Genomic DNA, 25,321 nt, shown 5'->3' with positions numbered 1-25,321 from the left:
CGGGCGGCCCGGGGCGCGCGCCACTACAATGGGCCCGATGATATAACCTCGCGCCGAGTCCTGCGCGCCCGTGTGCCCATTCGTCCCACGCCATGAAACCTGCCGCCCCCCCGATGCCCTCGACCCCGCGGCGCCTGGTGCGCCGGGCTGTCTGGCTCGCCCCGCTGCTGGCCCTGGCCGGCTGCAGCGCCCTGGACGGGGCCGCGTCGCGGCTGTCCACCATCGGCGGTCTGGTCACCCCCTATCGCATGGACATCCTGCAGGGCAACGTGGTCGTGCGCGAGCAGGTGCAAGCCCTGCAGCCCGGCATGACGCGCGAGCAGGTGCAGGCCATTCTTGGCACGCCGCTGGTGGCCAGCGTCTTCCACGCGAACCGCTGGGATTACGTCTTCACCTTCCAGCGCCAGGGCCAGGCCCCGCAGCGCCGCGTGGTCAGCGTGTTCTTCCAGGGCGACCGGCTGGAGCGGGTGCAGGCCGATGAATTGCCCACCGAGGAGGAGTTCGTCTCTTCCCTGGACGTGCGCCGCAAGGCCGCACAGCCCCCGGTGCTCGAGGCGACCGAGGAGCAGCTCAAGGCCTTCGAGGCCAAGGCGCCCGCCCCCCGCACCGCCAGCCCCGTGCCCGCTGCCGCCGAACCCGCCGCCAGCCCCGCCCCCGCCGCGGCGCCGAGCTATCCGCCGCTCGAGCCGCGCTGAACGCCCCCGCCCGTTGCCATGACCGTTTCCACCCCCCACCGCGTTGCCATTGCCGGTGCCAGCGGCCGCATGGGCCGCATGCTGATCGAGGCCGTGCAAGCCGCCGACGACTGCGTGCTGTCCGCCGCGCTCGACCGCCCCGACAGCCCGGCCCTGGGGCAAGACGCCGCCGCTTTTTTGGGGCAGCCCGCGGGTGTGGCCATCGGGGCCGACGTGGATGCTGCCGTGGCCGCCAGCGATGTGTTGATCGACTTCACCCGCCCGGAGGGCACCCTGGCCCACCTGGCCGCGTGCGTGCGCCACGGCACGGCCATGGTCATCGGCACCACCGGGTTTACCGAGGCGCAAAAGACCACCATCGCCGAGGCCGCGCAGCGCATTCCCATCGTGCTGGCGCCCAACATGAGTGTTGGCGTCAACGTCACGCTCAAGCTGCTGGAGATGGCCGCGCGCGCCCTGTCCACCGGCTACGACATCGAAATCGTCGAGGCCCACCACCGCCACAAGGTGGATGCCCCCAGCGGCACGGCCCTGAAGATGGGTGAAGTCATCGCCCAGGCCCTGGGGCGGGACCTCAAGGACTGCGCCGTCTACGAGCGCCATGGCCACACCGGCGAGCGCGACCCGTCCACCATCGGTTTTGCCACGGTGCGCGGTGGCGACGTCGTGGGCGACCACACGGTGATGTTCCTGGGCACGGGCGAGCGCATCGAGATCACCCACAAATCCAGCAGCCGCGCCACCTACGCCCAGGGCAGCCTGCGCGCGGTGCGCTTCCTGGCCGGGCGGCGCCAGGGGCTGTTCGACATGGCGGACGTGCTCGGCTTGCGCTGAAGTGGCGCGGGCGCCGGCGGGGGCGCTCCACCTACAATGTCGCGCAACATTGGGCCGCGCACCGGGCGCGGTCCGCCCCCTCGTTGTCGATCCTGCGCCATGCAAGACACCTACTCCCCCCGCGACGTCGAGGCCGCCGCCCAGGCCCACTGGGCCGCGCGCGACGCCTACCGCGTTACCGAAGACGCGACCAAGCCCAAGTTCTACGCCTGCTCCATGCTGCCCTACCCCAGCGGCAAGCTGCACATGGGGCATGTGCGCAACTACACCATCAACGACATGATGGCGCGTCAGTTGCGCATGAAGGGCTGGAACGTCCTCATGCCGATGGGCTGGGACGCCTTCGGCCTGCCGGCCGAGAACGCCGCCATCAAAAACGGCGTGCCGCCGGCGCGCTGGACCTACGACAACATCGCCTATATGAAGCGGCAGATGCAGGCGATGGGGTTGGCCATCGACTGGAGCCGCGAAGTCGCCACCTGCGCGCCCGAGTACTACAAGTGGAACCAGTGGCTGTTCCTGAAGATGCTGGAAAAGGGCATCGCCTACCGCAAGACGCAGGTGGTCAACTGGGACCCGGTCGACCAGACCGTGCTGGCCAACGAGCAGGTCATCGACGGGCGCGGCTGGCGCACCGGCGCGCTGGTGGAAAAGCGCGAGATCCCCGGCTACTACCTGGCGATCACGAAGTACGCGGAGGAGCTGCTGTCGGCGGTGGCCAACCCGGACGATCCGAATTTCCTCGCCGGCTGGCCCGAGCGCGTGCGGCTGATGCAGGAGAACTGGATCGGCAAGAGCGAGGGCGTGCGCTTCGCCTTTCCGCACGACATCCGCGACGAGCAGGGTCAGCCGATCCAGGACGGGCGGCTGTGGGTGTTCACCACCCGCGCCGACACCATCATGGGCGTGACCTTCTGCGCCGTGGCGCCGGAGCACCCGCTGGCGGCGCACGCCGCGCGCGGCAACCCGGCGCTGGCGGCCTTCATCGAGCGCTGCAAGCTCGGCGGCACCACCGAGGCCGAGCTGGCGCTCAAAGAAAAGGAAGGCATGCCGACGGGCCTGACCGTCACGCATCCGCTCACCGGCGAGGCGGTGCCGGTGTGGGTCGGCAACTACGTGCTGATGGGCTACGGCGACGGCGCGGTGATGGGCGTGCCGGCGCACGACGAGCGCGACTTCGCGTTCGCCAAGAAGTACGGCCTGCCGATCAAGCCGGTCATTGCGGTGGAGGGGGAGACGTTCTCCGCCGACGCCTGGGCCGAGTGGTACGCCGACAAGCAACGGGGCCGCTGCGTCAACTCTGGCCCGCTCAACGGCTTGCCCTACCAGGCTGCGGTGGACAAAGCAGCCGAGCTGCTGGCTGCCCAGGGCCTGGGCGAGAAAAAAGTCACTTACCGCCTGCGCGACTGGGGCATCAGCCGCCAGCGCTACTGGGGCACGCCGATCCCGATCATCCACTGCGACGACTGCGGCCCGGTGCCGGTGCCCTATGAGGACCTGCCGGTCGTGCTGCCGGAAGACCTGATCCCCGACGGCAGCGGCAACCCGCTGGCCAAGTGCGAGGCGTTCCTGAAGGTCGATTGCCCGAAGTGCGGCAAGCCCGCGCGGCGCGAAACCGACACCATGGACACCTTCGTCGATTCGTCCTGGTACTTCATGCGCTATTGCGACCCGACCAATGCCGATGCGATGGTGGCCGACGGGACCCGCTACTGGATGCCGATGGACCAGTACATCGGCGGCATCGAGCACGCGATCCTGCACCTGCTGTACGCGCGCTTCTGGACCAAGGTGATGCGCGACCTGGGGCTGGTGCAGGTGGACGAGCCGTTCCAGCGCCTGCTCACACAGGGCATGGTGCTCAACCACATCTACAGCCGCCGCACCGCCAAGGGGGCCAAGGAGTACTTCTGGCCGCACGATGTGGAACATGTGCTGGATGAGGGCGGCAAGATCGTCGGCGCGCGCCTCAAGCGCGACGTGGCGAGCAGCGACGGCGTGCTGCCAGCCGGCACGCCGATCGACTACGAGGGCGTCGGCACGATGTCCAAGTCCAAGAACAACGGCGTCGACCCGCAGGACCTGATCGAGCGCTACGGCGCCGACACCGCGCGGCTCTACACCATGTTCACCGCGCCGCCGGAGGCGACGCTGGAGTGGAACGACGCCGCGGTGGAGGGCAGCTACCGCTTCCTCAAGCGCGTCTGGGCGTTTGGCCAGCGGCTCGCGCAGGCCGATTGGGCCGGCGCGGCACAGGCCGCGCAGGGCGCAGCATCGCTGGCTGATGTGGCCTATGGCAAGCGCGCCAAGGCGCTGCGCCACGAGATCCACACCGTGCTCAAGCAGGTGGACTACGACTACCAGCGCATGCAGTACAACACCGTGGTGTCGGGCTGCATGAAGATGCTCAACGCGCTGGAGGCGTTCGACCCGGCGGACGAGCCCGGCGGCGGCGTGGCGCTGATCGAGGGCTTCGGCATCTTGCTGCGCTGCCTGTACCCGGCCACGCCGCACCTGACGCACGCCCTGTGGCAGTCGCTGGGCTACGCCGGCGCGCTGGGTGATCTGCTGGATGCGCCGTGGCCACAGGCGGACGAGGCGGCGCTGCGCCGCGACGAGGTGGAGCTGGTGCTGCAGATCAACGGCAAGCTGCGCGGCAGCCTGACCGTCCCGGCCGATGCCGACCGGGCGGCCATCGAGGCGGCGGCGCTGGCCTCGCCGGAATTTGCCCGATTCAGCGACGGTCAGCCCGCCCGCAAGGTGGTGGTGGTGCCGGGCCGCCTGGTCAACGTGGTGGTCTGAGCGTGGCGACGCGGCGTGCCTGGATGCGCGGGCTGGCGGTCGGGGCCTTGGCGGCCACGGCCCTGGCTGGCTGCGGCTTCCAACTGCGGGGGACGGGCCTGCGCTTTGCGTTCCGCACGCTGCGGCTGCAGGCGGCCGCCGACTCCGACGTGCTGGAGAGCCTGCGCGCCCAGCTCCAGGCGGCCGGCGTGGGGGTGCTGGACACCTTGGTGCCATCCGCACCGGGGCCTGGGCCGGCGCTGGCTGCGGAGGTGGTGTTGCAGGTGCTGCAGGACCAGCGCGAGCGGGTCGTGGTCGGCACCACGGCCGCCGGCCAGGTGCGCGAGCTGGCGTTGCGGCGGCGTTTCCGGTTCGCCCTGCGCACACCGAGCGGGCGCGAGCTGATCCCCCCCACCGAGCTGTTGCAGGAGCGCGAGCTGAGTTTCTCCGAAACCGTGGTGCTCGGCAAAGAGGCCGAAGAGGCTTTGCTGTTCGACGATATGCGCGCGGCCGTCGTGCGCCAGTTGCTGGTGCGGTTGGCGGCCGTGGCGTCGCTGAACTGAGGGCGACCCGGATATCTGGCCAAGTCCGTCCAGGACCGGTCAGGCCGCCATGTGATTTCCGCCCCCTGCAGCCCGTCGGCGGTCTCCCAGACGAGGTCGACTTCCAGCCCGGTGCTGTCGCGCCAGAAGAACAGCGGCGTGGACCGGCCGCAGTGGGCGAACGCCTTGACGACCTCGGAGACGACCCAGGTCTCGAACAGCGCGCCGCGCAGCGCGTGGGTGTGCAGCTGGGCCGGCGCGCGGATGCCCGCCAGCCACGCCGCCAGCCCGGCGTCCAGAAAGTAGAGCTTGGGCGTCTTGACCAGCCGCTTGCCGATGTTCTGGTGGTAGGGCGGCAGCCGCAGCACCAGGTAGCTGGCCTCCAGCGCCGACAGTCACTGCCGCGCCGTGGTGGCCGACACGCCGCAGTCGGCCGCCAGCGCCGTCAGGTTGAGCGGCTGCCCGGTGCGCGCGGCGCACATGCGCACGAAGCGCTGGAACAGCGTCAGGTCGCGCACCTCCAGCCACTGGCGCACGTCGCGCTCGACGTAGGTGGCGACGTAGGCGGGCAGCCAGTCGGTCGGCTCCACCGGCCGGTCGTACAGGGGCGGGTATCCGCCGCGCCACAGCAGTTCCTCCAGCGACGCCGGCAGCCGGCCGGCCTGCCGCAGCTCGCCGGCCGACAGCGGCAGCAGCAGCTCCAGCCGGCCGACGCGCCCGGCCAGCGTCTGCGTCAGGCCGTGGGCCAGCTCGAACTGCCGCGAGCCGGTCAGGACGAAGTCGCCCATGCGCCGGCGCTCGTCCACCAGCCCCTGCAACCACGACAGCAGGGCCGGGCAGCGCTGGATCTCATCCAGCACCGCGCCGTCGGGAAAGCGGGCCAGAAAGCCGCGCGCCAGCCGCAGCAGCGTGGAGTGGGCGTTGCGCGGGATCAGTTTACGTTTGAAACGTGGATTTGCGCACCTGGTGCTCGCGCATCAAGGTGCTTTTGCCAAACAGGCTCTCGATCAAATCCACCGCCAGCAGCGCGGTGCGGTTGCGCACATCCAGCGCCGGGTTCAGCTCCATCACGTCCAGGCTGGCCAGGCGGCCGGTGTCCGCGATCATCTCCATGCACAGCTGGGCTTCGCGGTAGGTGGGGCCGCCGGGCACGGTCGTGCCTACGCCGGGCGCAATGTCGGGGTCCAGAAAATCGACGTCGAAGCTGACATGCAAGTGGGTGTCGGCGTCCAGGCCCGCCAGGGCTTGCTCCATCGTGTGGCGCATGCCCATTTCGTCGATGTAGCGCATGTCGTACACCTCCAGGCCCTGCTCGTGGACGAAGCGCTTCTCCCCCGCATCGACGCTGCGGATGCCAATCTGGCGCACCTGCTGCGGGTGCAGCGCCGGGCCCTCGCCACCCAGGCGCACCAGCGCCTCGGGGCCAAAGCCGCAGAGGCACGCCACCGGCATGCCGTGCAAATTGCCGCTGGGGGTGAGCGCCGAGGTGTTGAAGTCCGCGTGCGCGTCCAGCCAGAGCACGCGCAGCTTGCGGCCGGTGGCGCGGCAGTGGCGCGCCACGGCGCTGATGGAGCCCATGGCCAAGCAATGGTCGCCGCCCAGCAGGATGGGCAGGCGGCCCTTCGTCAGCTCGGCATACACGGCGTCGTGCACCGCGCGGTTCCACGCCACCACCTCGTCCAGGTGGCGGTAGCCGTCCACGGCGGGGCGCCAGGGGTTGGCCGGGCCGCTCAGGTTGCCGCGGTCTTCCACCTGCAGGCCGTGGGACTCGAGCGCCGCTTGCAGGCCGGCGACTCGCAGCGCTTCCGGGCCCATGGACGCGCCGCGCGCGCCGGCGCCAATGTCGGTGGGGGCGCCCACGAGGGCGACGGTGGGAAACGAAGTCGTGCTCATGGCGGGCGGTGTGGGTGGTGACGAAGCGAATAGTGTGGCATGCCGCCTAGAATCCCCGCCATGCAGATCGGCGCCGCCCAATTGCCCGCCCAGCTCCAGCGTGCGCTGGCGCCCTTGTATGTGGTGCATGGCGACGAGGCCCTGCTGGTGCAGGAGGCGGCGGACGCCATCCGCGCGGCCGCGCGCGCGGCGGGGCACGTCGAGCGCAGCGTGTTCACCGTGGCGGGCGCGCACACCGACTGGAGCGGCATCCTGGCTGCCGGCGGGGCCCTGAGCCTGTTTGCCGACAAGCGCCTGATCGAAGTGCGCATTCCGTCGGGCAAACCGGGCAAGGACGGGGCCGAGGCGCTGCAGCGCCTGGCCGAGTCCGCCGCCGCCTCGGCGGACACCGTCACCCTGGTGCTGCTGCCCCGGCTGGACGGTACCGCCCTCAAGAGCGCGTGGTGGGCGGCGCTATCGGCGCATGGCGTCGTGGTCCGCGTGGACGCGGTGGAGCGCGCGCAACTGCCTGACTGGATCGCGCAGCGCCTGCGGCAGCAGGGGCAGCATGTCGCTGCGGGGGAGGAGGGGCAGCGCACCCTCGCCTTCATGGCCGATCGGGTGGAGGGGAACCTGCTCGCGGCGCATCAGGAGGTCGCCAAGCTGGGCCTGCTGTATCCGCCGGGCGAGCTGTCGTTCGAGCAGGTGCGCACGGCGGTGCTGGACGTGGCGCGCTACGACCCCTTCCGGCTGCCCGAGGCGGTGCTGGACGGGGCGCTGCCGCGCGTGCAGCGCATGTTGGAAGGGCTGCGCGCCGAAGGGGTGGCGCCCGTGCCTGTGCACTGGGCGTTGGCCGAGGAGCTGCGCACCCTGCACCGGGTGCGGCTGGCGATGGACCGCCGGCAACCCCTGCCGCTGGTGCTGCGCGAACAGCGCGTCTGGGGCCCGCGCGAGAAGCGCTACGAGCGCCTGCTGCCCCGGCTGCGGGCGGCGCAGACCGGGCGCTGGCTGGCCGAGGCGCAGACGGTGGATGGCATCGTCAAGGGGTTGACCGCCCCCGACTGGCCGGCCGATCCGTGGCTGGCGTTGCAACGCCTGGCGTTTGCCGTGGCGGCCGGGTGTGCCGCCGCACGCTAAGCCGTGCGGTGCTCGGGGGGCGGTCGCGGCTTCTGTTAGCATCCGCGGTTATGCGTCGAATCGCCGCCTTCGTTCTGTCTGCGCTGCTGACCGTGGCCGCCCATGCCGCGCCCCCGGCGCCGGGCGCTCCCTTGGTCGGTGCGCCGGCCGCGGAGGGCCTGTTGGGCCAGCTGCAATCGGTCGGCACCGAAACGGGCCTGATGGCCAGCCAGCTGATGAACACCGCGCTGGGCCTGATCGGCGTGCCCTACCGCATGGGGGGCAGCACCGCCGAGACCGGTTTCGACTGCAGCGGCTTCGTGCGCTATGTGTATGCCAACACGCTCGGGCTGGTGCTGCCGCGGCGCGCGGCCGAGCAGGCGCAGGCCACCACCCCCATCGCCAAGGACGACCTGCGCCCCGGCGATCTGGTGTTTTTCAACACCATGCGCCGGGCGTTCAGCCATGTGGGCGTCTACCTGGGGGATGGCAAGTTCATCCACTCCCCCAGCAAGGGCGACAGCGTCAAGATCAGCGACATGAACGACCGCTACTGGGCGCGGCGCTTCAACGGCGCGCGCCGGGTGGATGCCGCGGAAACGTCGCTGCCGCTGGTCCGCTGATTCCGCTCAGGAGCCGAGCAGCCGCTCGATGTCCCGCCGCAGCGAGCCGCTGTCCGGCGCGGTGAGGCTGTTGTAGGCCAGCACGGTGCGGCCGTCGCGGCTGATCAGGTACTTGTAGAAGTTCCACTTCGGCGTCGTGCCGGTGCGTTCGGCCAGCTGCCGGAACAGGGCATTGGCCTGCGGGCCGCGCACGTGGCTCTTGGCAAACATCGGGAACTGCACGCCAAAGGTGTTCTCGCAGAACTCGGCGATCTGCTGGTTGCTGCCGGGCTCCTGTTGGCCAAAGTCGTTGGACGGAAAGCCCAGCACCACCAGCCCGCGGTCGCGGTAGCGGCGGTAGAGCTCTTCCAGCCCCTTGTACTGCTGCGTGAAGCCGCAGTAGCTGGCGGTGTTGACCACCAGCACCACCTGGCCGGCGTACTGGCACAGATCCTGCGGTTTTTCGTCCTGCAGCCGGTCGAAGCGGTGTTGCAGGATGGCGGGGCAGGAGGCGGTGGCGGGCGTGGCCGGGGCGGCGTGGCTGGGGGTGTTCATGGGTGCGAGGGCCGCGACGGCGAGCGCCGCGGCGGCCAGGGTGTGCAGGCGGGACCGGGTTTTCATGGGCGTCAGAGGCGTGGGTGGATCGGTGTGTTCCCCGGCCTAGCCCAGCACCTGCGCCCACAGCGCCAGCACGGCATCGCGCTCGCCGGCCACGTCTGCGGGGTCGATCTGGGTGCTGGCCTCGTCCAGCCGCGCGCGGTGCTGCAGCTGGCGCAGGTGGCGGTAGGCGTCGGCGGCGGCGTGGCCGACGCCCGCGGGCAGCAGGCCGGCGGCCTCGGCGCGTTGCAGCAGGGCGATGTTGCCGGCGTTGGCGCGCAGCGGCGGGTGCGCCGCGCTGTGCGCGAGCACCAGGTACTGCACGGCAAACTCCACGTCGATCATGCCGCCGGGGCTGTGCTTCAGGTCGAAGCGGCCGGCGCGCACCGGGTGCGCGCCGTAGAGGCGCTGGCGCATGGCGCGGATCTCGGCCGCGAGCGCCGCGGGGTCGCGCGGGGCGGTGATGACGGCCTCGCGCACGGCGTCGAAGCGCGCGCGCAGATCGGGGCTGCCGACCACGAAGCGCGCGCGCGTCATCGCCTGGTGCTCCCACGTCCAGGCGGTGTTGCTGCCGCGGTTTTGCTGGTAGTCGGCGTAGGCCTGGAAGGTGGTGACCAGCAGCCCGGAGTTGCCGTTGGGCCGCAGCGCGGTGTCGATCTCGAAAAGGTCGCCCTCGCCCGTCTTGACGGTGAGCCAGTTGATCAGCTTGCGCACGAAGGCGGCGTAGGCCTCGGGTGCGCGTTCGTCGTCGTCGTCGTAGACGAAGACGATGTCGAGATCGCTGCCGTAGCCGAGCTCCTTGCCGCCGAGCTTGCCGTAGCCGATGATGGCGTGGCGCGGCTCGTCACGGTGGCGCTGCTTCAAGCGCTGCCAGCACCAGCGACCGGTGACGTCCAGTACCGCGTCGGCCAGGGCGCTCAGGTCGTCGGCGACCTGCTCCACCGTCAGCAGCCCCTCGACGTCACGCGCCAGCGTGCGGAACACCTCGGCGTGGTGGGCGCGGCGCAGCAGGTCCAGCAGCGCCTCGTCGTCGTCCTCGCCGGTCTTGTGCAGCGACCAGCGCCGCGCCTCCAGCTCGGCGCTGAAGGCCGCGGGGTCGAAGCGGGTCTCGTACAGCTCGGCGCTGGCCAGCTCGTCGATCACGCCGGGGTGGCGCATCAGGTAGCGCGCCGGCCAGCGCGCCGCGCCCAGCACGCGCAGCAGCCGCTCGTGCACGGCGGGGCGCTCCTGCAGCAGCGCCAGGTAGCTCTCGCGGCGCAGCAGCGCCTCGATCCAGTCCGCCAGCCGCACGGCGGCGGTTTCGCTCACGCGGCCCGCCTCGATCCACGCCCCGGTGCGCTCCACCAGCCGCGCCAGGCGCACCCGCGCGTCCTCACGCAGCGCCAGCACGCGCGGATGGTCGCACCAAGTCGCCACGCGCTCGGCAAACCCGGCCGGCAACTGCGGCAGCACGGCCTGCAAATCTTCCACCGCCGAGCGGGACTGCCCGTGGCAGCCTTTGCCGTTGCAGCCCGTGCCGTGGCCGTCGCCGCCCAGCAGGGTGTCGAACTCCTGCGCCACCACCTCGCGGTGCGCATCCAGCGCGCGCAGAAAAGCCGGCGCGCCGTCGAAGCCCAGCGTCGCGGCGATCCAGGCCAGGTCGTCGTCGCGCGTGGGCAGCACATGGGTCTGCTGGTCGTCCAGGTACTGGATGCGGTGCTCCACCCGGCGCAAAAAGACGTAGGCGTCGGCGAGCTGCCGCGCCTTGTCGGCCGGCATCAGACCGGCCTGGGCCACGCGCTGCAAGGCCTGCAGCGTCGGGCGGGTGCGCAGCTCCGGAAACTGCCCGCCGCGCACCACCTGCAGCAGTTGCACGATGAACTCGATCTCGCGGATGCCGCCGCGCGAGAGCTTGACGTCGTTGGCGCGCTCCGGGTGACCGGCGGCGCGCCGCGCCGCATGTTCGCGGATCTGGCGGTGCAGCCGCCGCAGCGCCTCGAACACGCCGTAGTCCAGATAGCGGCGGAAGACGAACGGCAACACGATGGGCCGCAGCCACTGGCCGGTGCCATCGCGGCGCGCACCTTCGGCCGGGGCGACCACGCGGCTTTTCAGCCAGGCAAACCGCTCCCACTCCCGGCCCTGGACCTGGAAATAATCCTCCAGCGCGCCCAGCGACACGGCGGGCGGCCCGGAATTGCCGTTGGGCCGCAAGGCCAGATCCACCCGGAACACCTGGCCGTGCTCCGTCACGTCGCCCACCAGCGTGTGGATGCGTTTGACGACCTTGCCGAAATACTCGTGGTTGCTGATGCGGTTGCGCCCTTCGGCATTGCCGGCGGTCTCGCCCTCGCCTTCGTACACGTAGATCAGGTCGATGTCGCTGGAGACGTTGAGCTCGCGCGCGCCGAACTTGCCCATGCCGACGATCCACCACGCGCAGCGCCGCCCCTCGGGGGCCGCGCCCCCTTCGCTCCCGTCGCTCCCTTCGCCGGGAGGCAGGGGCCCTGGGGGCTCGCCGGGCGGTGCCATGGGCCGGCCGTGCAGTGCGTCCAGCTCGGCGCAGGCGGCCCGGGCGGCTTCGTCCAGCGCCAGTTCGGCCAGGGCGGTGACGCCGCGCGTGACCGCTTCCAGCGGGGCGGCCTGCTCGCAGTCCAGCACGGCCAGTCGTTCGAGCGTCAGGTGGCGCAGCACCCGCAGCGCGGCATCCAGCGCGTATCCGCGTTCGCGCAGGGCGCCCAGGGCCGTGCGCAAGGTGTCGGCGGTGGGGGCGCCCGGGGGCAGCAAGGCACGCTCGCCGTCGTAGCGGCGGCGCACGCGTTGCACGAAGCGGCTGTGGTCGGCGCGGGCCGAACCAACGCAAACGCTCGACATCATAATTTCGTGTGGCTCCAACCCCGACCCCTTCCCGCCCCCCGTGGCACCTGCGCACGCTGACGCTGGCGTCCCGTGTCGCGCTCGGGCTGGCGGTGGCGGTCTGGGCGTTGCTGATCGTGGCGTGGGGGGCTCTCCAATTCTGGATTGTGCCGCGCGCCGAAGCCTGGCGGCCGACCCTCGAATCGGTGGCCACACGCGCGCTGGGGGTGCGCGTGACTGTCGGAGCCATCGAGGCCGCGACCGCCGCCGGGGTCGCCACGTTGACCCTGCGCGATGTGCGCCTGCACGACGCGCGCGGCCACGAAGCCCTGCACCTGCCCCAAGTGCTGGCGGCGCTGTCGGTGACCTCGCTGTGGCGGCTGGGCTTCGACCAGATCGTGATCGACGGCCCGACGCTTGAGGTGCGCCGGCTGGCCGACGGGCGTCTGCAGGTCGCCGGGCTGGAGCTGGCGAGCACGGGCGGCCACAGTCCCGCGGCCGATTGGTTCTTTGGCCAGCGCGAATTTGCCCTGCGTGCCGGGGTGTTGCGCTGGATCGACGAGCAACGCCCGAACGCCCCCCCGTTGGCGCTCACGGCGGTGGATCTTGTGGTGCGCAACCCCGGCCTGCGGCACGAGTTTCGGCTCGACGCCACGCCCCCGGCGGAGTGGGGCGACCGTTTCAGCGTGCGGGGCCGCTTTGCCCGGCCGTTCTGGCAGACCCACCCTGGGCGCTGGCGCGAGTGGTCGGGCGAATTGTTCGTGCTGGCGCCGCGGCTGGATGCGCAGCGCCTGGGGGCGTATGTGGACACCGCCGCCCTGTGGGGGGTGCACGAGCTGCGCGCCACCGGCGCCCTGCGGCTGTGGGCCGATGTGCGCCGCGCGCAATGGCGCGCCGCCACCGCGGATGTGCAGTGGAGCGATGTCCATGTCGTCTGGGCGCCGAGTGCGCAGGCGCGGGTCGAGCCCTTGCGCGTCGCCCACCTGGGCGGGCGGCTGGGGCTGGAGCGCGATGGCGACACCACCGTCTGGACTACCCAGGGGCTGGCCATCACCACGGGCGACGGCAGCGACTGGCCGCGTGGGGATGTGCGTTTCGAGTACGCCCTGGCGCCGGACGGGGCGCTGCGGAGCTGGGCCTTGTCCTCCGACCGGCTGGACTTGGGCGTGGTCCAGCGCCTGGCGCGGGTGCTGCCCGTGGGCGAGGCGGTCAACCACTGGGCGGAGCAGACACAGCCGGCCGGCGTGGCCGAGGGGCTGGCGGTGCGCTGGAGCGCCCCGCCCAAGCCCGGCGCGTCCGAGCACTGGGAGGCGCGCGGGCGGGTGCGCGGGCTGGGCCTGCGGGCCGGCGCGGTGCCGGGGGAGACGGCTTTCGGCCGCCCGGGGCTGGAGGGGGCCGACGTCGAGTTTGCGCTGGATGAGCGGGGCGGCCGGGCGACGCTGGCGCTGCGCCACGGGGCGCTGGTCTTTCCCGGGGTGTTCGAAGACCCGCGCCTGACCTTCGACGAACTGTCGGCCGACGCCCGCTGGACTATCGAGGGCCCGGAGATCACGCTGGACGTCAGCCGCCTGAGCTTTGCCAATGCCGACGCCGCGGGCAGCGGCAGCGTGCGCTGGCGCACGGCCGACCCCGCCCACAGCGCCGCGCGCGACCGCTTCCCCGGGCGCATGACGCTGGACGTGCGCTTGACCCGTGCCGACGGCGCGCGCGTGGCACGCTACCTGCCGGTCACGGTGGGCGCCAGCGCGCGGCAGTATCTGCAGACCGCCATTCGCGCCGGGCGGGCGAGCAGCGCCACCTTCCGCATCGACGGGGATTTGTGGGACTTTCCCTTTGCCGACGCCCAGCAGGGCACGTTCGAGGTGCGGGCCCAGTTGCACGACGTGGCCTTCGACTACGCCCCGCGGCACCTGCTGCCGGCGGGCAGCGCCCCCTGGCCGGCGCTGGAGCGGGTGGCGGGCGAGCTGCTGATCGAGCGGCGACGCCTGCAAATCCTGCGCGCCGGGGGCAGTGTCGTGGGGCAGCCGGCGCTGCGGGCGCTGCAGGCCGAGGCCGTCATTCCCGACTACATGGCCGACGAGCCGCAGTTGCAGGTCAAGGGGCTGATCCGGGGGGCGGGCGACGATGCGCTGCGTTTCGTGGCCGCATCGCCGCTGCGCGACTTCACCGGTGGGGTGCTCGACACCGCGCGGGCGACCGGTGCGCTGGACGTGGCGTTGGATCTGCGCATGCCCCTGAACCACACCGACCGCACCCAGGTGCGCGGACAGGTGCGTTTTGCCGGCAACGATGTGCAGATGCGCCCGGACGTGCCCCCCCTGCAGGGCGTGCGCGGGACACTCGACTTCACGGAACAGGGCTTCGAGCTGGCGCAGGCGAGCGCGCGCGTGCTGGGCGGCGAGCTGCGCTTCAGCGGCGGCATGGGCCGGCGCGACGGTGCCGCGGTGGTGCGTTTTCAGGGGCAGGGGACGGTGAGCGCCGCCGGGCTGGCGGCCAGTCGCGAATGGGGCTGGGCCCGCTGGCTGGGCGCGCGCGCCCAGGGGGCCACCCGGTATGCGCTGGGCCTGGCGTTTGGGCCGGACGGCATGGATCTGCAGTTCGACAGCGATTTGCGGGGCTTGGGGGTGGCGCTGCCCGCGCCGCTGGCCAAGCCGGCGGACGCCGCCTGGCGCGTCCAGGTGGCGGTGGAGACCCGGCCGCGCCCCGACCCAGCGGCCGACGTCACCCGCGACCGCCTGCGCCTCACCGTCGAGCCCTCGGGCGACGCAGTGCCGCTGCGCGCCGAATACGAGCGCGAACACACTGGCCCGCGCACCGCCGTGCGCCGCGGGCGATTGGCGCTGGGCGCCGAGCTGCCGGACTGGCCCGCCGCCGGCGTGGCCGGCGTGGCGCGCCTGCGCGCGCTCGATGCCGATGCGTGGCTGGCCCTGCTGGAGCCGGACCCCACGCCGGTGAACCCGCGCGCCAGTGGCGCCAGTGGTGCCAGCGCGGCGGCGGGGCTGGACTGGCGCGGCAGCGACGCCTACTGGCCCAGCCGGCTGGGGGTCACGCTGGATCGGCTGGTGGTCGGGGGCCGATCGTTCGATGCGCTGACTGCCGGCGGCTCGCGCGAGGGCGATCTGTGGCGGCTGACGGTGGCGGCCCGCCAGTTGGATGGCTATCTGGAGTACCGGGGCGGCGCGCAGGAGCGGCTGCTGGCCCGGCTGGCCCGGCTGGAGCTGCCGCGCAGCGCTGCGGCCGATGTCGAGCGGCTGGCCAGCCAGCCCCGCTCGGTCCCCGCGCTGGATGTGGAGGTGGACGCCTTCGAGCTGGCCGGCCGCCCGCTGGGGCGGCTGGAGGTCCAGGCGGTCAACCGCGACGCCGGGCAGGGGGGCGAGGTGCTGCGCGAATGGCGGCTGCAATCGCTGCGCCTGACCGTGCCGGAGGCGCGCTTGAGCGCGTCGGGCAACTGGGCCCCCACCGCGGCCGTGACCGGCCCCGGGCAGGCGGCCAGCGCCCGCCGCACCGCCTTGCAAGTGCGGCTGGACATCGACGACGCGGGCGCGCTGCTGGAGCGTTTTGGGTTTGCCGGCACGCTGCGCGGCGGACGGGGGCGTCTGGAAGGCACGCTGGGCTGGCTGGGCTCGCCCCTGGGGTTGCACATGCCCAGCCTGTCGGGCGAGCTGCTGCTGGACGTGCAGCGCGGGCAGTTCCTCAAGGCCGACCCGGGCATCGCCAAGCTGCTCGGGGTGCTGAGCCTGCAATCCCTGCCGCGGCGGCTGACGCTGGATTTTCGCGATGTGTTCAGCGAGGGGTTCGCGTTCGATTTCGTGCGCGGCAACGCCCGCATCGCGCGCGGCGTGGCCAGCACCAACAACCTGCAAATGAAGGGTGTCAGCGCGGCCGTGCTCATCGAAGGTCAGGCCGATCTGGTGCGCGAGACCCAGGACCTGACGGTCGTGGTGGTGCCCGAGCTGAACGCGGGCACCGCCTCGCTGGTGGCGACCATGATCAACCCCGTCACCGGGCTGGGCACCTTTTTGGCGCAATGGCTGCTGCGCGAGCCGCTGCAGGCGGCGGCCACGCAGACCTTTCGCATCACCGGTGCGTGGGCCGACCCCCAGGTCGAGCGCATCCGGCGTACGATACCTGCCTCCGACCCTTCCGACGTCAACCCGGACCGCACCCCATGAAAGTCGCCGCCATTCAGATGGTGTCGGGCGCCAGCCTCGACTCCAACCTTGCCCAGGCCCACGCGCTGCTGGACCAGGCGCGCCACGCCGGCGCCGAGCTGGCGGTGTTACCGGAGTACTTCTGCCTGATGGGCCGGCGTGACACCGACAAGCTGCTGATCGCCGAGCCGCCGGGCCTGGGCACGATGCAGGACTTTCTGTCCGACACCGCGCGCGAGCTGGGGATGTGGATCGTCGGCGGCACCGTGCCGCTGGCCACCGACGATCCGCAGCATGCCGCCAACGCCTCGCTGGTCTACGACCCGCAGGGCCGCTGCGTGGCGCGCTACGACAAGATCCACCTGTTCCGCTTCCACGACGGCCAGCAGGGCTACGACGAGGCCGCGGTGCTCAAGGCCGGCGAGCAGCCGGTGACCTTCACGCTGACCGATCGCAGCGGCACCGCGTGGCGCGTGGGCCTGAGCGTGTGCTACGACCTGCGCTTTCCGGAGCTGTACCGCCAGCTGGCGGCCGACGTGCTGGTGGTGCCGGCGGCCTTCACCCACGTCACCGGCCAGGCGCACTGGGAGGTGCTGCTGCGCGCGCGCGCCATCGAGAACCAGGCCTACGTCATCGCCAGCGCGCAGGGCGGCGTGCACGAGAACGGCCGCCAGACCTGGGGCCAGAGCATGGTGATCGACCCCTGGGGCGTGGTGCTGGCGCAGCAGGCCACCGGCGCCGGTGTCGTCGTGGCCGAGCTGGACCGCGCCCGGCTGGAGGAGGTGCGCCGCCGCCTGCCGGCGCTGCAGCACCGCCGCCTGTGACGCGATGCGCGGGTGGGTGCGCGGGAGGGCTCAGCGCGGCGGTTCGCCCGGGCGGGGGGTGTCCGTGGCCGAGTGGGTGGGGCCGGCCGTGTCGCTGGGGGACGCGGGCTGGTCCGCATCCGCCGGTTCGCCGCGCTTGCGGCCGGCGAACATGGTCCACCACACGATGAAGACGAACAGCAGCAGCGCACCGAGCGCTTCGAGCAGCAACAGGGTCATGACGGCAACGAAATCGACGGGGATGGGATGGGGCGCCGGTCGGGTGGCCCGGCTGCTGGCCTGGGGGATTCTAGGCGCGCTGGCGGGTTGCGGCAGCGCGCCGCCAGCCGTACCCACGGGGGGCAGTTCGCCCGGTGCGCCTGTGGCCATGGAGGCGCCGGCACCCGCGCCGGTTCCCCCGGCCCCGCCATCGGGCTCGGTTGCCGCCCCGGTGCCCCTGGTCGACGGGCAGGGCCCGGCGGTGCTGACGCCCAGCGACGCCGCCTGGCAGGCGGCCGATGCCGCGCCGCTGCCCGCACCGGTGCGCCGAGGCGGGGCCTTGTGGCAGCCGGTGCGCTGGAGCGAGCTGCCCGGCTGGGGCCGGGACGCCTTGCACGAAGCCTGGAACGCCTGGCTGCGCAGTTGCGAGCGTCCGGCGCCGCCCTGGGGCCCCGTGTGTGCCGAGGTGCGCCGGTTGACCCTGGCCGACGCGCTGGAGCGCCACACCTGGATGATGCGGCGCCTGCAACCCTACCGGGTGCTGTCCCCCGACGGGGGCAACCGCCCGGGTCTGCTCACCGGCTACTACGAGCCGGAGCTGCAGGCCAGCCGCGTGCGCCAGGGGGCCTACCGCGTGCCGCTGTACGCCCCGCCGCCCGCCCTGGCGGCCGCGCCCGGCCGTCCCTGGTTCAGCCGCCAGCAGATCGACAGCGACCCCCAGGTCCAGGGCCATCTGGAGGGGCGTGTGCTGGTCTGGCTGGCCGATCCGCTGGACGCTTTGCTGTTGCAAATCCAGGGTTCGGGGCGGCTGCGCATCCTCGAGCCGGACGGGCGCATCACCCTGGCGCGGCTGGCCTATGCCGCGCACAACGGCCATCCGTACCAGAGCGTCGGGCGCTGGCTGCTGGAGCGGCGCGAGATCCGCGAGGGCACCTGGGAAGCGATCCGCGCCTGGGCGGCGGCCAATCCCCAGCGCATCGACGAGCTGCTGTGGACCAATCCGCGCGTGGTGTTCTTTCGCGAGGAGGCGCTGTCCGCCCTCGACACCCAGTTCGGCCCGCGGGGGGCGCAGGGGGTGGCGCTCACGCCGGCGCGCTCCGTCGCGGTGGACCGCGAGGCCATCCCCTACGGCACCCCGCTGTGGCTGGCCTCCAGCGGGCCGGTGGCGCAGTTGCAGCGCTTGGTGCTGGCGCAGGATACCGGCAACGCCATCGTCGGGGCGGTGCGGGCGGATTTTTTTGCGGGTTGGGGCGAAGGCGCCTATGCCTTGGCCGCCGGTCTGAAGCAGCCGCTGCAGCTCTGGGCGCTGTGGCCGCGCGAGCAGCCCTGAACCGATGAAGGAATGCGATCCATGAGTCTGCGCATCGGCATCCTGACCGGCGGGGGCGATTGCCCCGGCCTGAACGCCGTCATCCGCGCCGTCGTCAAGTCGCTGCTGCGGCAGTGCGGGGCGGAGGTGATCGGCATCCAAGACGGCTTTGGCGGCCTGATGGGCGAGGCGCCGCGCGTGCGCCCGCTGGATTGGGCGAGCGTGAGCGGCATCCTGATGCAGGGGGGGACGATCCTGGGCACCAGCAACCGGGCCAACCCCCTGCGCAGCGAGGCCGAGGCCGCGCGCGCCCTGGCCCACGCCCGGGCATTGGGGTTGCAGGCGCTGGTGGTGATCGGCGGCGACGGCAGCATGGCCATCGCGCACGGCCTCAGCCAGCGCGGCCTGCCCATCGTCGGCGTGCCCAAGACCATCGACAACGACATCCCCGGCTGTGAGCGCAGCTTCGGCTTCGACACCGCGGTGGCCACCGTCACCGAGGCGATCGAGCGTCTGCAGACCACCGCCCAGAGCCATGGGCGCGTGATGATCGTCGAGACCATGGGCCGCTATGCGGGCTGGATTGCGTTGGAGGCCGGGCTGGCCGGGGCGGCGGACGTCATCCTGCTGCCCGAGATCGACTTCGACATCGAGGCCGTCGCCGCGGTCTGCCGCGAGCGCGAGCGGCGCCAGCGCTACACTATCGTCTGCATCGGGGAGGGGGCCAAGCCCATCGGCGGCACGCTGACGGTGCAGCAGCGCATCGCGGACAGCCCCGACCCGATCCGGCTGGGCGGCGTCGCCCATGCGCTGGCGGCGGCGCTGCAGCCGCGGCTGGCGTCGGAGGTGCGGGCCACCGTGCTCGGCCATGTGCAGCGCGGCGGTTCACCCACGCCGTTCGACCGCGTGCTCGCCACCCAGTTTGGCAACGAGGCGGCCCAGCTCGTCATGCGCGGGGCGTTCGATCGCATGGTCACGTTGCAGGACGGGCGGCTGGGCAGCATTGCGCTGGCGGAGGTGGTGCACGGCAGCCGCCGCGTGCCGCTGGACCATCCCTTGCTGCGCGCCGCGCGGCAGATCGGCGTCTCGCTGGGCGAGGCGGGCCGCGTCGGCGGGACCGATGCCGGGGCGGGTATTGGGTCAGGTGTCGGCTGACCGACAGGTCCGTCGGCGGTTCGGCGCGCATCCCCCCATCGGCACCACGGTTGCGGGTAAACCCCGGCCGGAGGGCTGGCACGACTCGTGCATAGTTACGGCACGTTCCATCTTTTTAGGTGTCAAGCATGAAACTCAAGCTTCTCGCGCTCGGTGCAGTGCTCGCCCTCGGGGTGTCGGTGGCCCAGGCCAAGCCGTTCAAATGGGCCAGCGCCGGCGAAATCTCCACCTGGGACATTCACTCCCAAAACAACGCGCTGCAAAACGGCATCCATGCGGCGGTTTACGAGTCGCTGGTCTACTACAACAGCCGCACGTTCAAGATCGAGCCGGTGCTGGCCACGGCCTGGCGCGAGATCAGCCCGACCCAGTTGCGCATCACGCTGCGCGAAGGGGTCAAGTTCCACGACGGCACGCCGTTCACGGCCGACGACGCGGTCTTCTCCATCCAGCGCGCGATGGCCAAGACCTCCAACTTTGCCATCTACACGCAGGGCATCGACCGCGTGGTCAAGGTCAACGCCAACACGATCGACATCTTCACCAAGGGGCCCAACCCGGTGCTGCTCAACCAGCTCACCGAGCTGCGCATGATGAGCAAGGCTTGGGCGGAGAAGAACAAGTCGGTCGAGCCCAAGGACATCAAGGCCACCGAAGAAACGTTCGCCCACCGCAACGCGATGGGCACCGGCCCCTACATCCTCAAGGAATGGGTGCCCGACCAGCGCATGGTGTTCGAGCGCAACCCCAACTACTGGGGCAAGATCAACAGCAACGTCACCCAGATCGTCTACACCCCGATCAAGGCCGACGCCACCCGCATGGCCGCGCTGCTGTCGGGCGAGGTGGACTTCGTGCTCGACCCCACCCCGCAGGACCTGCCGCGCCTGCGCAACAACCCCAACCTGAAGGTCGTCGACGGGGTCGAAAACCGCACCATCTTCCTGGGCATGGACCAGCACCGCGACGAGCTGGTCGGCAGCAACATCAAGGGCAAGAACCCGCTGAAGGACGTGCGGGTGCGCAAGGCGCTGTACCAGGCGATCGACATCGACACCATCCACCGCGTCACCATGCGGGGGCTGAGCCAGCCCACCGGCGCGCTGGTGGCGCCGCAGGTCGCGGGCTGGAGCGAGTCGGTGCATAAGCGCTACCCGTATGACGTCGAGGCCGCCAAGCGGCTGCTGGCCGAAGCCGGCTACAAGGACGGCTTCGAGGTGGACTTCGCCTGCCCGAACAACCGCTACATCAACGACGAGCAGATCTGCCAGGCCATCACGTCCATGTGGGCCAAGGTGGGCGTCAAGGCCAAGCTGCGCACCCTGCCGCTGGTGACGTACTTCCCCATGATCCAGCGCTACGAGGCGAGCATCTACATGCTGGGCTGGGGCGTGCCGACGTTCGACGCGCTCTACAGCCTGCAGTCGCTGGTGCGCACCGTCGGCCAGGGCGGTGACGGCAACTACAATCTCGGCCGCTACAGCAACCCCAAGATGGACGCGATCATCGATCGCGCCAAGACCGAGACCGATCCCTTCATCCGTCCGCGGCTGTTGACCGAGGCGCTGCAGCTGCAAAACGACGATGTGGTGCACATCCCGCTGCACAACCAGATCATCCCCTGGGCGATGAAGAAGTCGATCGACGTGGTGCACCGCGCCGACAACCGCATCGACTGGCGTCTGGTCAAGGTCAACTGATCGTCCCCGGCGAGCGGCCCACGGCCTGACGCCGAGCGGTCGTGTCCGACGACAACCTGTGATGCGCGGGCGGCACGGCAGTGCCGCCCGCAGGAGTTTTTGCATGCTTGCCTTCATCTTGCGACGCCTGGCGCAGGCGGCGCTGGTCATGCTGGCCGTGGCCTTCGTCGCTTTCATGCTGTTCCAGTACGTGGGCGATCCGGTGCTGCAGATCCTGGGGCAGGACGCCACGCCCGAGCAGGTCGCCGCCGTGCGGGCCGAACTGGGGCTGGACCAACCCTTTTTCGTGCAGTTCTGGCAGTTCGTGGTGCACGCCGTGCAGGGCAACTTCGGCATGAGCATCCACCAGGGCGTGCCGGTGGCGCGGCTGATCGCCGAGCGCTTCCCCGCCACGCTGGAGCTGGCCTTGGTGGCGGCGGCGCTGGCGCTCGCGGTGGGCATCCCCATGGGGGTGTATGCCGCGCTGCGCCGCGGGACGTGGCTGGCCCAGGTGTTCATGACGCTGTCGCTGCTGGGCGTGTCGTTGCCGACCTTTCTGATCGGCATCGTGCTGATCCTGGTGTTTGCGGTGCATCTGGGGTGGTTCCCCAGCTTCGGCCGGGGGGAGGTGACGCATCTGGGCGGCTGGACCACGGGGCTGCTGACCGCCAAGGGCTGGCACCACCTGGTGCTGCCGGCGGTGACGCTGGCGATCTTCCAGCTCACGCTCATCATGCGCTTGGTGCGCGCCGAGATGCTGGAGGTGCTGCGCACCGACTACATCAAGTTCGCGCGCGCGCGCGGCCTGAGCGATCGCGTGGTGCACTTCGGCCATGCGCTGAAGAACACGCTGGTGCCGGTGATGACGATCACCGGGCTGCAGCTCGGCGGCCTGATCGCCTTTGCCATCATCACCGAGACGGTCTTTCAGTGGCCCGGCATGGGGCTGCTGTTCATCCAGGCCGTGACGTTTGCCGACATCCCCGTGATGGCGGCGTACCTGTGCCTGACCGCGCTGATCTTCGTGGTCATCAACCTGATCGTCGATCTGCTGTATTTCGCCGTCGATCCGCGCCTGCGCCTCGACAAGGCCGGCGGCCATTGACGGCGGACCCGTTCCCCAAAAAGGAAGGACACGCTCATGAAATCCTGGTGGATGCGCTGGTGGGACAGCGACATCGGCTACAGCTTTCGCGCGTCGCCCACGGCGATCGTCGCGGCGCTGATCGCGCTGGTGTGCGCGCTCGCCGCCCTGTTGGCGCCGTGGGTGGCGCCGCACAATCCGTTCGATCTGGCCAGCCTGGAGCTGGGCAATGCCCGGCTGCCGCCCGCGTGGTACGACGAGGGCCGATGGGCCTTTCCCCTGGGCACCGACGACCAGGGGCGCGACATTCTGTCGGCGCTGATCTACGGGGCCCGCATTTCGCTGTTCGTCGGGCTGGCGTCGGTGGTGCTGTCGGTGCTGCTGGGCGTCACGCTGGGGCTGCTGGCGGGCTTTCTGGGGGGCTGGGTGGACGCCCTGCTGATGCGCCTGTGCGACGTGATGCTGTCGTTTCCGGCCATTCTGATCGCGCTGCTGATCGCGGGCGTGGGGCGGGCGCTGTTCCCCAATGCGCACGAGACGCTGGCCTTCGGCGTGCTGATTTTGTCCATCACGCTGACCGGCTGGGTGCAGTATGCGCGCACGGTGCGCGGCTCCACGCTGGTGGAGCGGCAAAAGGAGTATGTGCAGGCCGCGCGCGTGATCGGCGTGGCGCCGCTGCGCATCATGCGCCGGCATGTGCTGCCCAATGTGCTGGGGCCGGTGCTGGTGCTGGCCACCATCCAAGTGGCCACCGCCATCATCACCGAGGCGACGCTGAGCTTTCTTGGCGTGGGGGCGCCGCCCACCTCGCCCTCGCTGGGCACGCTGATTCGCATCGGCAACGACTACCTGTTCTCCGGCGAGTGGTGGATCACCATCTTCCCCGGGGTGATGCTGGTCATCATCGCCCTGTCGGTCAACCTGTTGGGCGACTGGCTGCGCGACGCCCTCAACCCGCGCTTGCGCTGACCGAAAGGCCCCACCCATGGACAAACTGCTCGAAGTCAAGGACCTGGTGGTGGAGTTTCCCACCCGCCGCGGCGTGCTGCGCGCGCTCGACGGCGTCTCGTTCGACATCGCCCCCGGCGAGGTGCTGGGCGTGGTGGGCGAGTCGGGGGCCGGCAAGTCGCTCACCGGCGCGGCCATCATCGGCCTGCTGGAGCCCCCGGGGCGCATCGCCGGCGGCGAGATCCGCCTGCAGGGCGAGCGCATCGACCACCTGCCGCCGGCGCAGATGCGCCGCATCCGCGGCCGGCGCATCGGCGCGATCTTTCAGGATCCGCTGACCTCGCTCAACCCGCTGTACTCGATCGGTCGCCAGTTGACCGAGACCATCCTGACGCACCTGGACGTCTCGCCGGCCGAGGCGCGGCAGCGCGCCATCCAGTTGCTCAAGGACACCGGCATTCCGGCCGCGGAAGAGCGCATCGACCACTATCCGCACCAGTTCTCGGGCGGCATGCGCCAGCGCGTCGTCATCGCCTTGGCGCTGGCGGCCGAGCCGCAGCTGGTGGTGGCCGACGAGCCGACGACGGCGCTGGACGTCTCGATCCAGGCGCAGATCATCACGCTGCTCAAGCGCATCTGCCGCCAGCGCGGCGCGGCGGTGATGCTGGTCACGCACGACATGGGCGTGATCGCCGAGACCTGCGACCGCGTGGCCGTCATGTACGCGGGGCGGGTCGCTGAGATCGGTCCGGTGCACGAGGTCATCCACCGCCCCGCGCACCCCTACACCGCCGGTCTGATGAGCTGCATCCCCGACATGGAGATGGAGCGCGAGCGGCTGCACCAGATCGACGGCGCCATGCCGCGCCTCAACGAGATTCCGCGCGGTTGCGCCTTCCACCCGCGCTGCGAAAAAGTCATGCTGCGCTGCCACGACCAGCGCCCCGAACTGATGCCCGCCGGCGCCACCCGCGCCGCCTGCTGGCTGCATGCCGAGGCCCCCATCGCGCAGGTGCCGGCCACGGCGGAGGTCCCCCGATGAGTACCCCGGTCATCGACCCGGCGCGCACGGCGCCGTCCCACGCCGCGTCCCCGACCCCGGCCACCCCGCTGGTGGTGGTGGAAGATCTGGCCCGAACATTCGACGTGTCGGCGCCGTGGCTCAACCGCGTGCTGGAGCGCAAGCCGCGCCAATGGCTGCACGCCGTGGACGGGGTGAGCTTCGACATCCCGCGCGGTCAGACGCTGGCCCTGGTGGGCGAGTCGGGCTGTGGCAAGAGCACGGTCGCCCGCCTGCTGGTGGGGCTGTACCGCCCGACGCGCGGGCGCTTCGTCTTCGACGGGCAGGACGCGCACGCTGCCTATGGCAGCGCCCAGGGGCGGCAGTTGCGCCGGCGCATCCAGATGATCTTCCAGGACCCCTACGCCAGCCTCAATCCGCGCTGGCGGGTGGAGGACATCATCGCCGAGCCGCTGCGCGAGCACGGGCTGCTGAGTGACGCCGCGGCCCTGCGCGAGCGCGTCGGCGAGCTGCTGCGCTCGGTGGGCCTGAGCCCGCACGACATGGTCAAGTATCCGCACCAGTTTTCGGGTGGGCAGCGCCAGCGCATCTCGATCGCGCGGGCGCTGGCCACGAAGCCCGATTTTCTGGTCTGCGACGAACCGACCTCGGCGCTGGACGTGTCGGTGCAGGCGCAGGTGCTCAACATCATGAAGGACCTGCAGCGCCAGCAGGGGCTGACCTATCTGTTCATCAGCCACAACCTGGCAGTGGTGCGCCATGTCAGCGACCAGGTCGGCGTGATGTACCTGGGGCGGCTGGTGGAGCTGGCGGACAAGCGCACGCTGTTCGCGCAGCCGCGCCACCCCTACACCCGCATGCTGCTGGAGGCCATCCCCAAGCTGCACGCCACCGGCCAGGCGCGCACGCCGGTGCAGGGCGAGGTGCCCAACCCGCTCAACCCGCCCAGCGGTTGCGCCTTCCATCCGCGCTGCCCGCATGCGGATGCGCGCTGCAAGGCCGAGCGGCCGGCGCTGCAGACAATCGGCGGCGTGCGCGTGGCCTGCCACGCGGTGCAGGAGGGGCGGATTTGAGCCGC

At 71.3% G+C, this 25,321-nt stretch carries 19 protein-coding genes and 1 pseudogene; 15 read left to right on the top strand and 5 right to left on the bottom strand.

Going from position 1 to position 25,321, the window contains the following annotated elements:
• The first annotated feature begins 113 nt into the window (after window positions 1-113).
• The 4 genes from A9O67_RS13740 to A9O67_RS04620 all read left to right on the top strand — a co-directional run bounded on the left by A9O67_RS13740 (window position 114) and on the right by A9O67_RS04620 (window position 4,873).
• Window positions 114-695: an outer membrane protein assembly factor BamE gene (locus tag A9O67_RS13740; protein WP_068607823.1), complete on the top strand. Its 582-nt coding sequence runs from the start codon at window positions 114-116 to the stop codon at window positions 693-695.
• 18 nt (window positions 696-713) lie between these two features.
• A complete protein-coding gene (dapB, locus tag A9O67_RS13735) occupies window positions 714-1,529 on the top strand; it encodes a 4-hydroxy-tetrahydrodipicolinate reductase (protein ID WP_231960212.1) in 816 nt (271 codons plus the stop codon).
• 99 nt (window positions 1,530-1,628) lie between these two features.
• A complete protein-coding gene (leuS, locus tag A9O67_RS04625; RefSeq protein WP_068607814.1) occupies window positions 1,629-4,331 on the top strand; it encodes a leucine--tRNA ligase in 2,703 nt (900 codons plus the stop codon).
• A 2-nt stretch (window positions 4,332-4,333) separates the two neighbouring features.
• Window positions 4,334-4,873 (top strand): LPS-assembly lipoprotein LptE, encoded by a 540-nt coding sequence (locus tag A9O67_RS04620; RefSeq protein ID WP_331711353.1) that lies wholly within the window; start codon window positions 4,334-4,336, stop codon window positions 4,871-4,873.
• A gap of 65 nt (window positions 4,874-4,938) precedes the next feature.
• On the opposite strand, the pseudogene A9O67_RS14035 reads toward A9O67_RS04620, so the two are convergent.
• Both A9O67_RS14035 and rocF read right to left on the bottom strand, forming a co-directional pair.
• Window positions 4,939-5,751: pseudogene (locus A9O67_RS14035) on the bottom strand (ATP-binding protein); the annotation flags it as partial.
• A 37-nt stretch (window positions 5,752-5,788) separates the two neighbouring features.
• On the bottom strand, window positions 5,789-6,745 hold the full coding sequence (gene rocF / locus A9O67_RS04610) for an arginase (protein WP_068607808.1): 957 nt from the start codon (window positions 6,743-6,745) through the stop codon (window positions 5,789-5,791).
• A 60-nt stretch (window positions 6,746-6,805) separates the two neighbouring features.
• Between rocF and holA the strand changes: the two genes are divergently transcribed.
• Complete coding sequence (gene holA, locus A9O67_RS04605; RefSeq protein WP_068607806.1) at window positions 6,806-7,861, top strand: DNA polymerase III subunit delta; 1,056 nt, start codon at window positions 6,806-6,808, stop codon at window positions 7,859-7,861.
• A 50-nt stretch (window positions 7,862-7,911) separates the two neighbouring features.
• The gene (locus tag A9O67_RS04600) at window positions 7,912-8,463 is read left to right on the top strand and encodes a C40 family peptidase (RefSeq protein ID WP_068607804.1); all 552 of its coding nucleotides are present in this window, start codon (window positions 7,912-7,914) and stop codon (window positions 8,461-8,463) included.
• 6 nt (window positions 8,464-8,469) lie between these two features.
• On the opposite strand, the gene A9O67_RS04595 is transcribed toward A9O67_RS04600, so the two are convergent.
• On the bottom strand, window positions 8,470-9,063 hold the full coding sequence (locus A9O67_RS04595) for a glutathione peroxidase (protein ID WP_068607801.1): 594 nt from the start codon (window positions 9,061-9,063) through the stop codon (window positions 8,470-8,472).
• A gap of 39 nt (window positions 9,064-9,102) precedes the next feature.
• The gene (gene glnE, locus A9O67_RS04590; protein ID WP_068607799.1) at window positions 9,103-11,892 is read right to left on the bottom strand and encodes a bifunctional [glutamate--ammonia ligase]-adenylyl-L-tyrosine phosphorylase/[glutamate--ammonia-ligase] adenylyltransferase; all 2,790 of its coding nucleotides are present in this window, start codon (window positions 11,890-11,892) and stop codon (window positions 9,103-9,105) included.
• A gap of 11 nt (window positions 11,893-11,903) precedes the next feature.
• On the opposite strand from glnE, the gene A9O67_RS04585 reads away from it, so the two are divergent.
• Both A9O67_RS04585 and A9O67_RS04580 read left to right on the top strand, forming a co-directional pair.
• Complete coding sequence (locus tag A9O67_RS04585) at window positions 11,904-16,046, top strand: YhdP family protein (RefSeq protein WP_082955366.1); 4,143 nt, start codon at window positions 11,904-11,906, stop codon at window positions 16,044-16,046.
• Window positions 16,043-16,849 (top strand): carbon-nitrogen hydrolase family protein, encoded by an 807-nt coding sequence (locus A9O67_RS04580; protein ID WP_068607796.1) that lies wholly within the window; start codon window positions 16,043-16,045, stop codon window positions 16,847-16,849. Before A9O67_RS04585 ends, A9O67_RS04580 begins: the two co-directional genes overlap by 4 nt.
• A 30-nt stretch (window positions 16,850-16,879) precedes the next feature.
• On the opposite strand, the gene A9O67_RS13555 is transcribed toward A9O67_RS04580, so the two are convergent.
• The gene (locus tag A9O67_RS13555; RefSeq protein WP_082955365.1) at window positions 16,880-17,068 is read right to left on the bottom strand and encodes a hypothetical protein; all 189 of its coding nucleotides are present in this window, start codon (window positions 17,066-17,068) and stop codon (window positions 16,880-16,882) included.
• 211 nt (window positions 17,069-17,279) lie between these two features.
• On the opposite strand from A9O67_RS13555, the gene mltA reads away from it, so the two are divergent.
• The 7 genes from mltA (at window position 17,280) to A9O67_RS04545 (ending at window position 25,316) form a co-directional block, all read left to right on the top strand.
• The gene (mltA, locus tag A9O67_RS04575; protein WP_331711352.1) at window positions 17,280-18,377 is read left to right on the top strand and encodes a murein transglycosylase A; all 1,098 of its coding nucleotides are present in this window, start codon (window positions 17,280-17,282) and stop codon (window positions 18,375-18,377) included.
• A gap of 27 nt (window positions 18,378-18,404) precedes the next feature.
• On the top strand, window positions 18,405-19,511 hold the full coding sequence (locus A9O67_RS04570; RefSeq protein ID WP_068608271.1) for a 6-phosphofructokinase: 1,107 nt from the start codon (window positions 18,405-18,407) through the stop codon (window positions 19,509-19,511).
• A 128-nt stretch (window positions 19,512-19,639) separates the two neighbouring features.
• The gene (locus tag A9O67_RS04565) at window positions 19,640-21,211 is read left to right on the top strand and encodes an ABC transporter substrate-binding protein (protein WP_068607792.1); all 1,572 of its coding nucleotides are present in this window, start codon (window positions 19,640-19,642) and stop codon (window positions 21,209-21,211) included.
• 103 nt (window positions 21,212-21,314) lie between these two features.
• Window positions 21,315-22,295, top strand: coding sequence for an ABC transporter permease (locus A9O67_RS04560; RefSeq protein ID WP_068607784.1), 981 nt, complete (start codon window positions 21,315-21,317; stop codon window positions 22,293-22,295).
• 36 nt (window positions 22,296-22,331) lie between these two features.
• Window positions 22,332-23,243: an ABC transporter permease gene (locus tag A9O67_RS04555; RefSeq protein ID WP_068607780.1), complete on the top strand. Its 912-nt coding sequence runs from the start codon at window positions 22,332-22,334 to the stop codon at window positions 23,241-23,243.
• 16 nt (window positions 23,244-23,259) lie between these two features.
• Window positions 23,260-24,264, top strand: coding sequence for an ABC transporter ATP-binding protein (locus tag A9O67_RS04550; protein ID WP_068607777.1), 1,005 nt, complete (start codon window positions 23,260-23,262; stop codon window positions 24,262-24,264).
• A complete protein-coding gene (locus tag A9O67_RS04545; RefSeq protein WP_082955363.1) occupies window positions 24,261-25,316 on the top strand; it encodes an ABC transporter ATP-binding protein in 1,056 nt (351 codons plus the stop codon). Before A9O67_RS04550 ends, A9O67_RS04545 begins: the two co-directional genes overlap by 4 nt.
• The last annotated feature ends 5 nt before the right edge of the window (window positions 25,317-25,321 follow it).

The organism is Tepidimonas fonticaldi (assembly GCF_001675355.1).
GTDB classification, from domain to species: domain Bacteria; phylum Pseudomonadota; class Gammaproteobacteria; order Burkholderiales; family Burkholderiaceae_C; genus Tepidimonas; species Tepidimonas fonticaldi.
Note: the sequence above shows the minus strand (reverse complement) of the source record. Positions and strands in the feature narration are given on the sequence as shown.

What these genes read in the sequence shown, in the direction of transcription:
- holA (WP_068607806.1), top strand. Translation starts at nt 6,806, where the DNA reads ATGCAGATCGGCGCCGCCCAATTGCCCGCCCAGCTCCAGCGTGCGCTG.
- A9O67_RS04595 (WP_068607801.1), bottom strand. Translation starts at nt 9,063, where the DNA reads ATGAAAACCCGGTCCCGCCTGCACACCCTGGCCGCCGCGGCGCTCGCC.
- glnE (WP_068607799.1), bottom strand. Translation starts at nt 11,892, where the DNA reads ATGTCGAGCGTTTGCGTTGGTTCGGCCCGCGCCGACCACAGCCGCTTC.
- A9O67_RS13740 (WP_068607823.1), top strand. Translation starts at nt 114, where the DNA reads ATGCCCTCGACCCCGCGGCGCCTGGTGCGCCGGGCTGTCTGGCTCGCC.
- A9O67_RS13555 (WP_082955365.1), bottom strand. Translation starts at nt 17,068, where the DNA reads ATGACCCTGTTGCTGCTCGAAGCGCTCGGTGCGCTGCTGCTGTTCGTC.
- A9O67_RS04565 (WP_068607792.1), top strand. Translation starts at nt 19,640, where the DNA reads ATGAAACTCAAGCTTCTCGCGCTCGGTGCAGTGCTCGCCCTCGGGGTG.
- A9O67_RS04555 (WP_068607780.1), top strand. Translation starts at nt 22,332, where the DNA reads ATGAAATCCTGGTGGATGCGCTGGTGGGACAGCGACATCGGCTACAGC.
- A9O67_RS04600 (WP_068607804.1), top strand. Translation starts at nt 7,912, where the DNA reads ATGCGTCGAATCGCCGCCTTCGTTCTGTCTGCGCTGCTGACCGTGGCC.
- A9O67_RS04580 (WP_068607796.1), top strand. Translation starts at nt 16,043, where the DNA reads ATGAAAGTCGCCGCCATTCAGATGGTGTCGGGCGCCAGCCTCGACTCC.
- dapB (WP_231960212.1), top strand. Translation starts at nt 714, where the DNA reads ATGACCGTTTCCACCCCCCACCGCGTTGCCATTGCCGGTGCCAGCGGC.
- rocF (WP_068607808.1), bottom strand. Translation starts at nt 6,745, where the DNA reads ATGAGCACGACTTCGTTTCCCACCGTCGCCCTCGTGGGCGCCCCCACC.
- A9O67_RS04550 (WP_068607777.1), top strand. Translation starts at nt 23,260, where the DNA reads ATGGACAAACTGCTCGAAGTCAAGGACCTGGTGGTGGAGTTTCCCACC.
- leuS (WP_068607814.1), top strand. Translation starts at nt 1,629, where the DNA reads ATGCAAGACACCTACTCCCCCCGCGACGTCGAGGCCGCCGCCCAGGCC.
- A9O67_RS04560 (WP_068607784.1), top strand. Translation starts at nt 21,315, where the DNA reads ATGCTTGCCTTCATCTTGCGACGCCTGGCGCAGGCGGCGCTGGTCATG.
- A9O67_RS04545 (WP_082955363.1), top strand. Translation starts at nt 24,261, where the DNA reads ATGAGTACCCCGGTCATCGACCCGGCGCGCACGGCGCCGTCCCACGCC.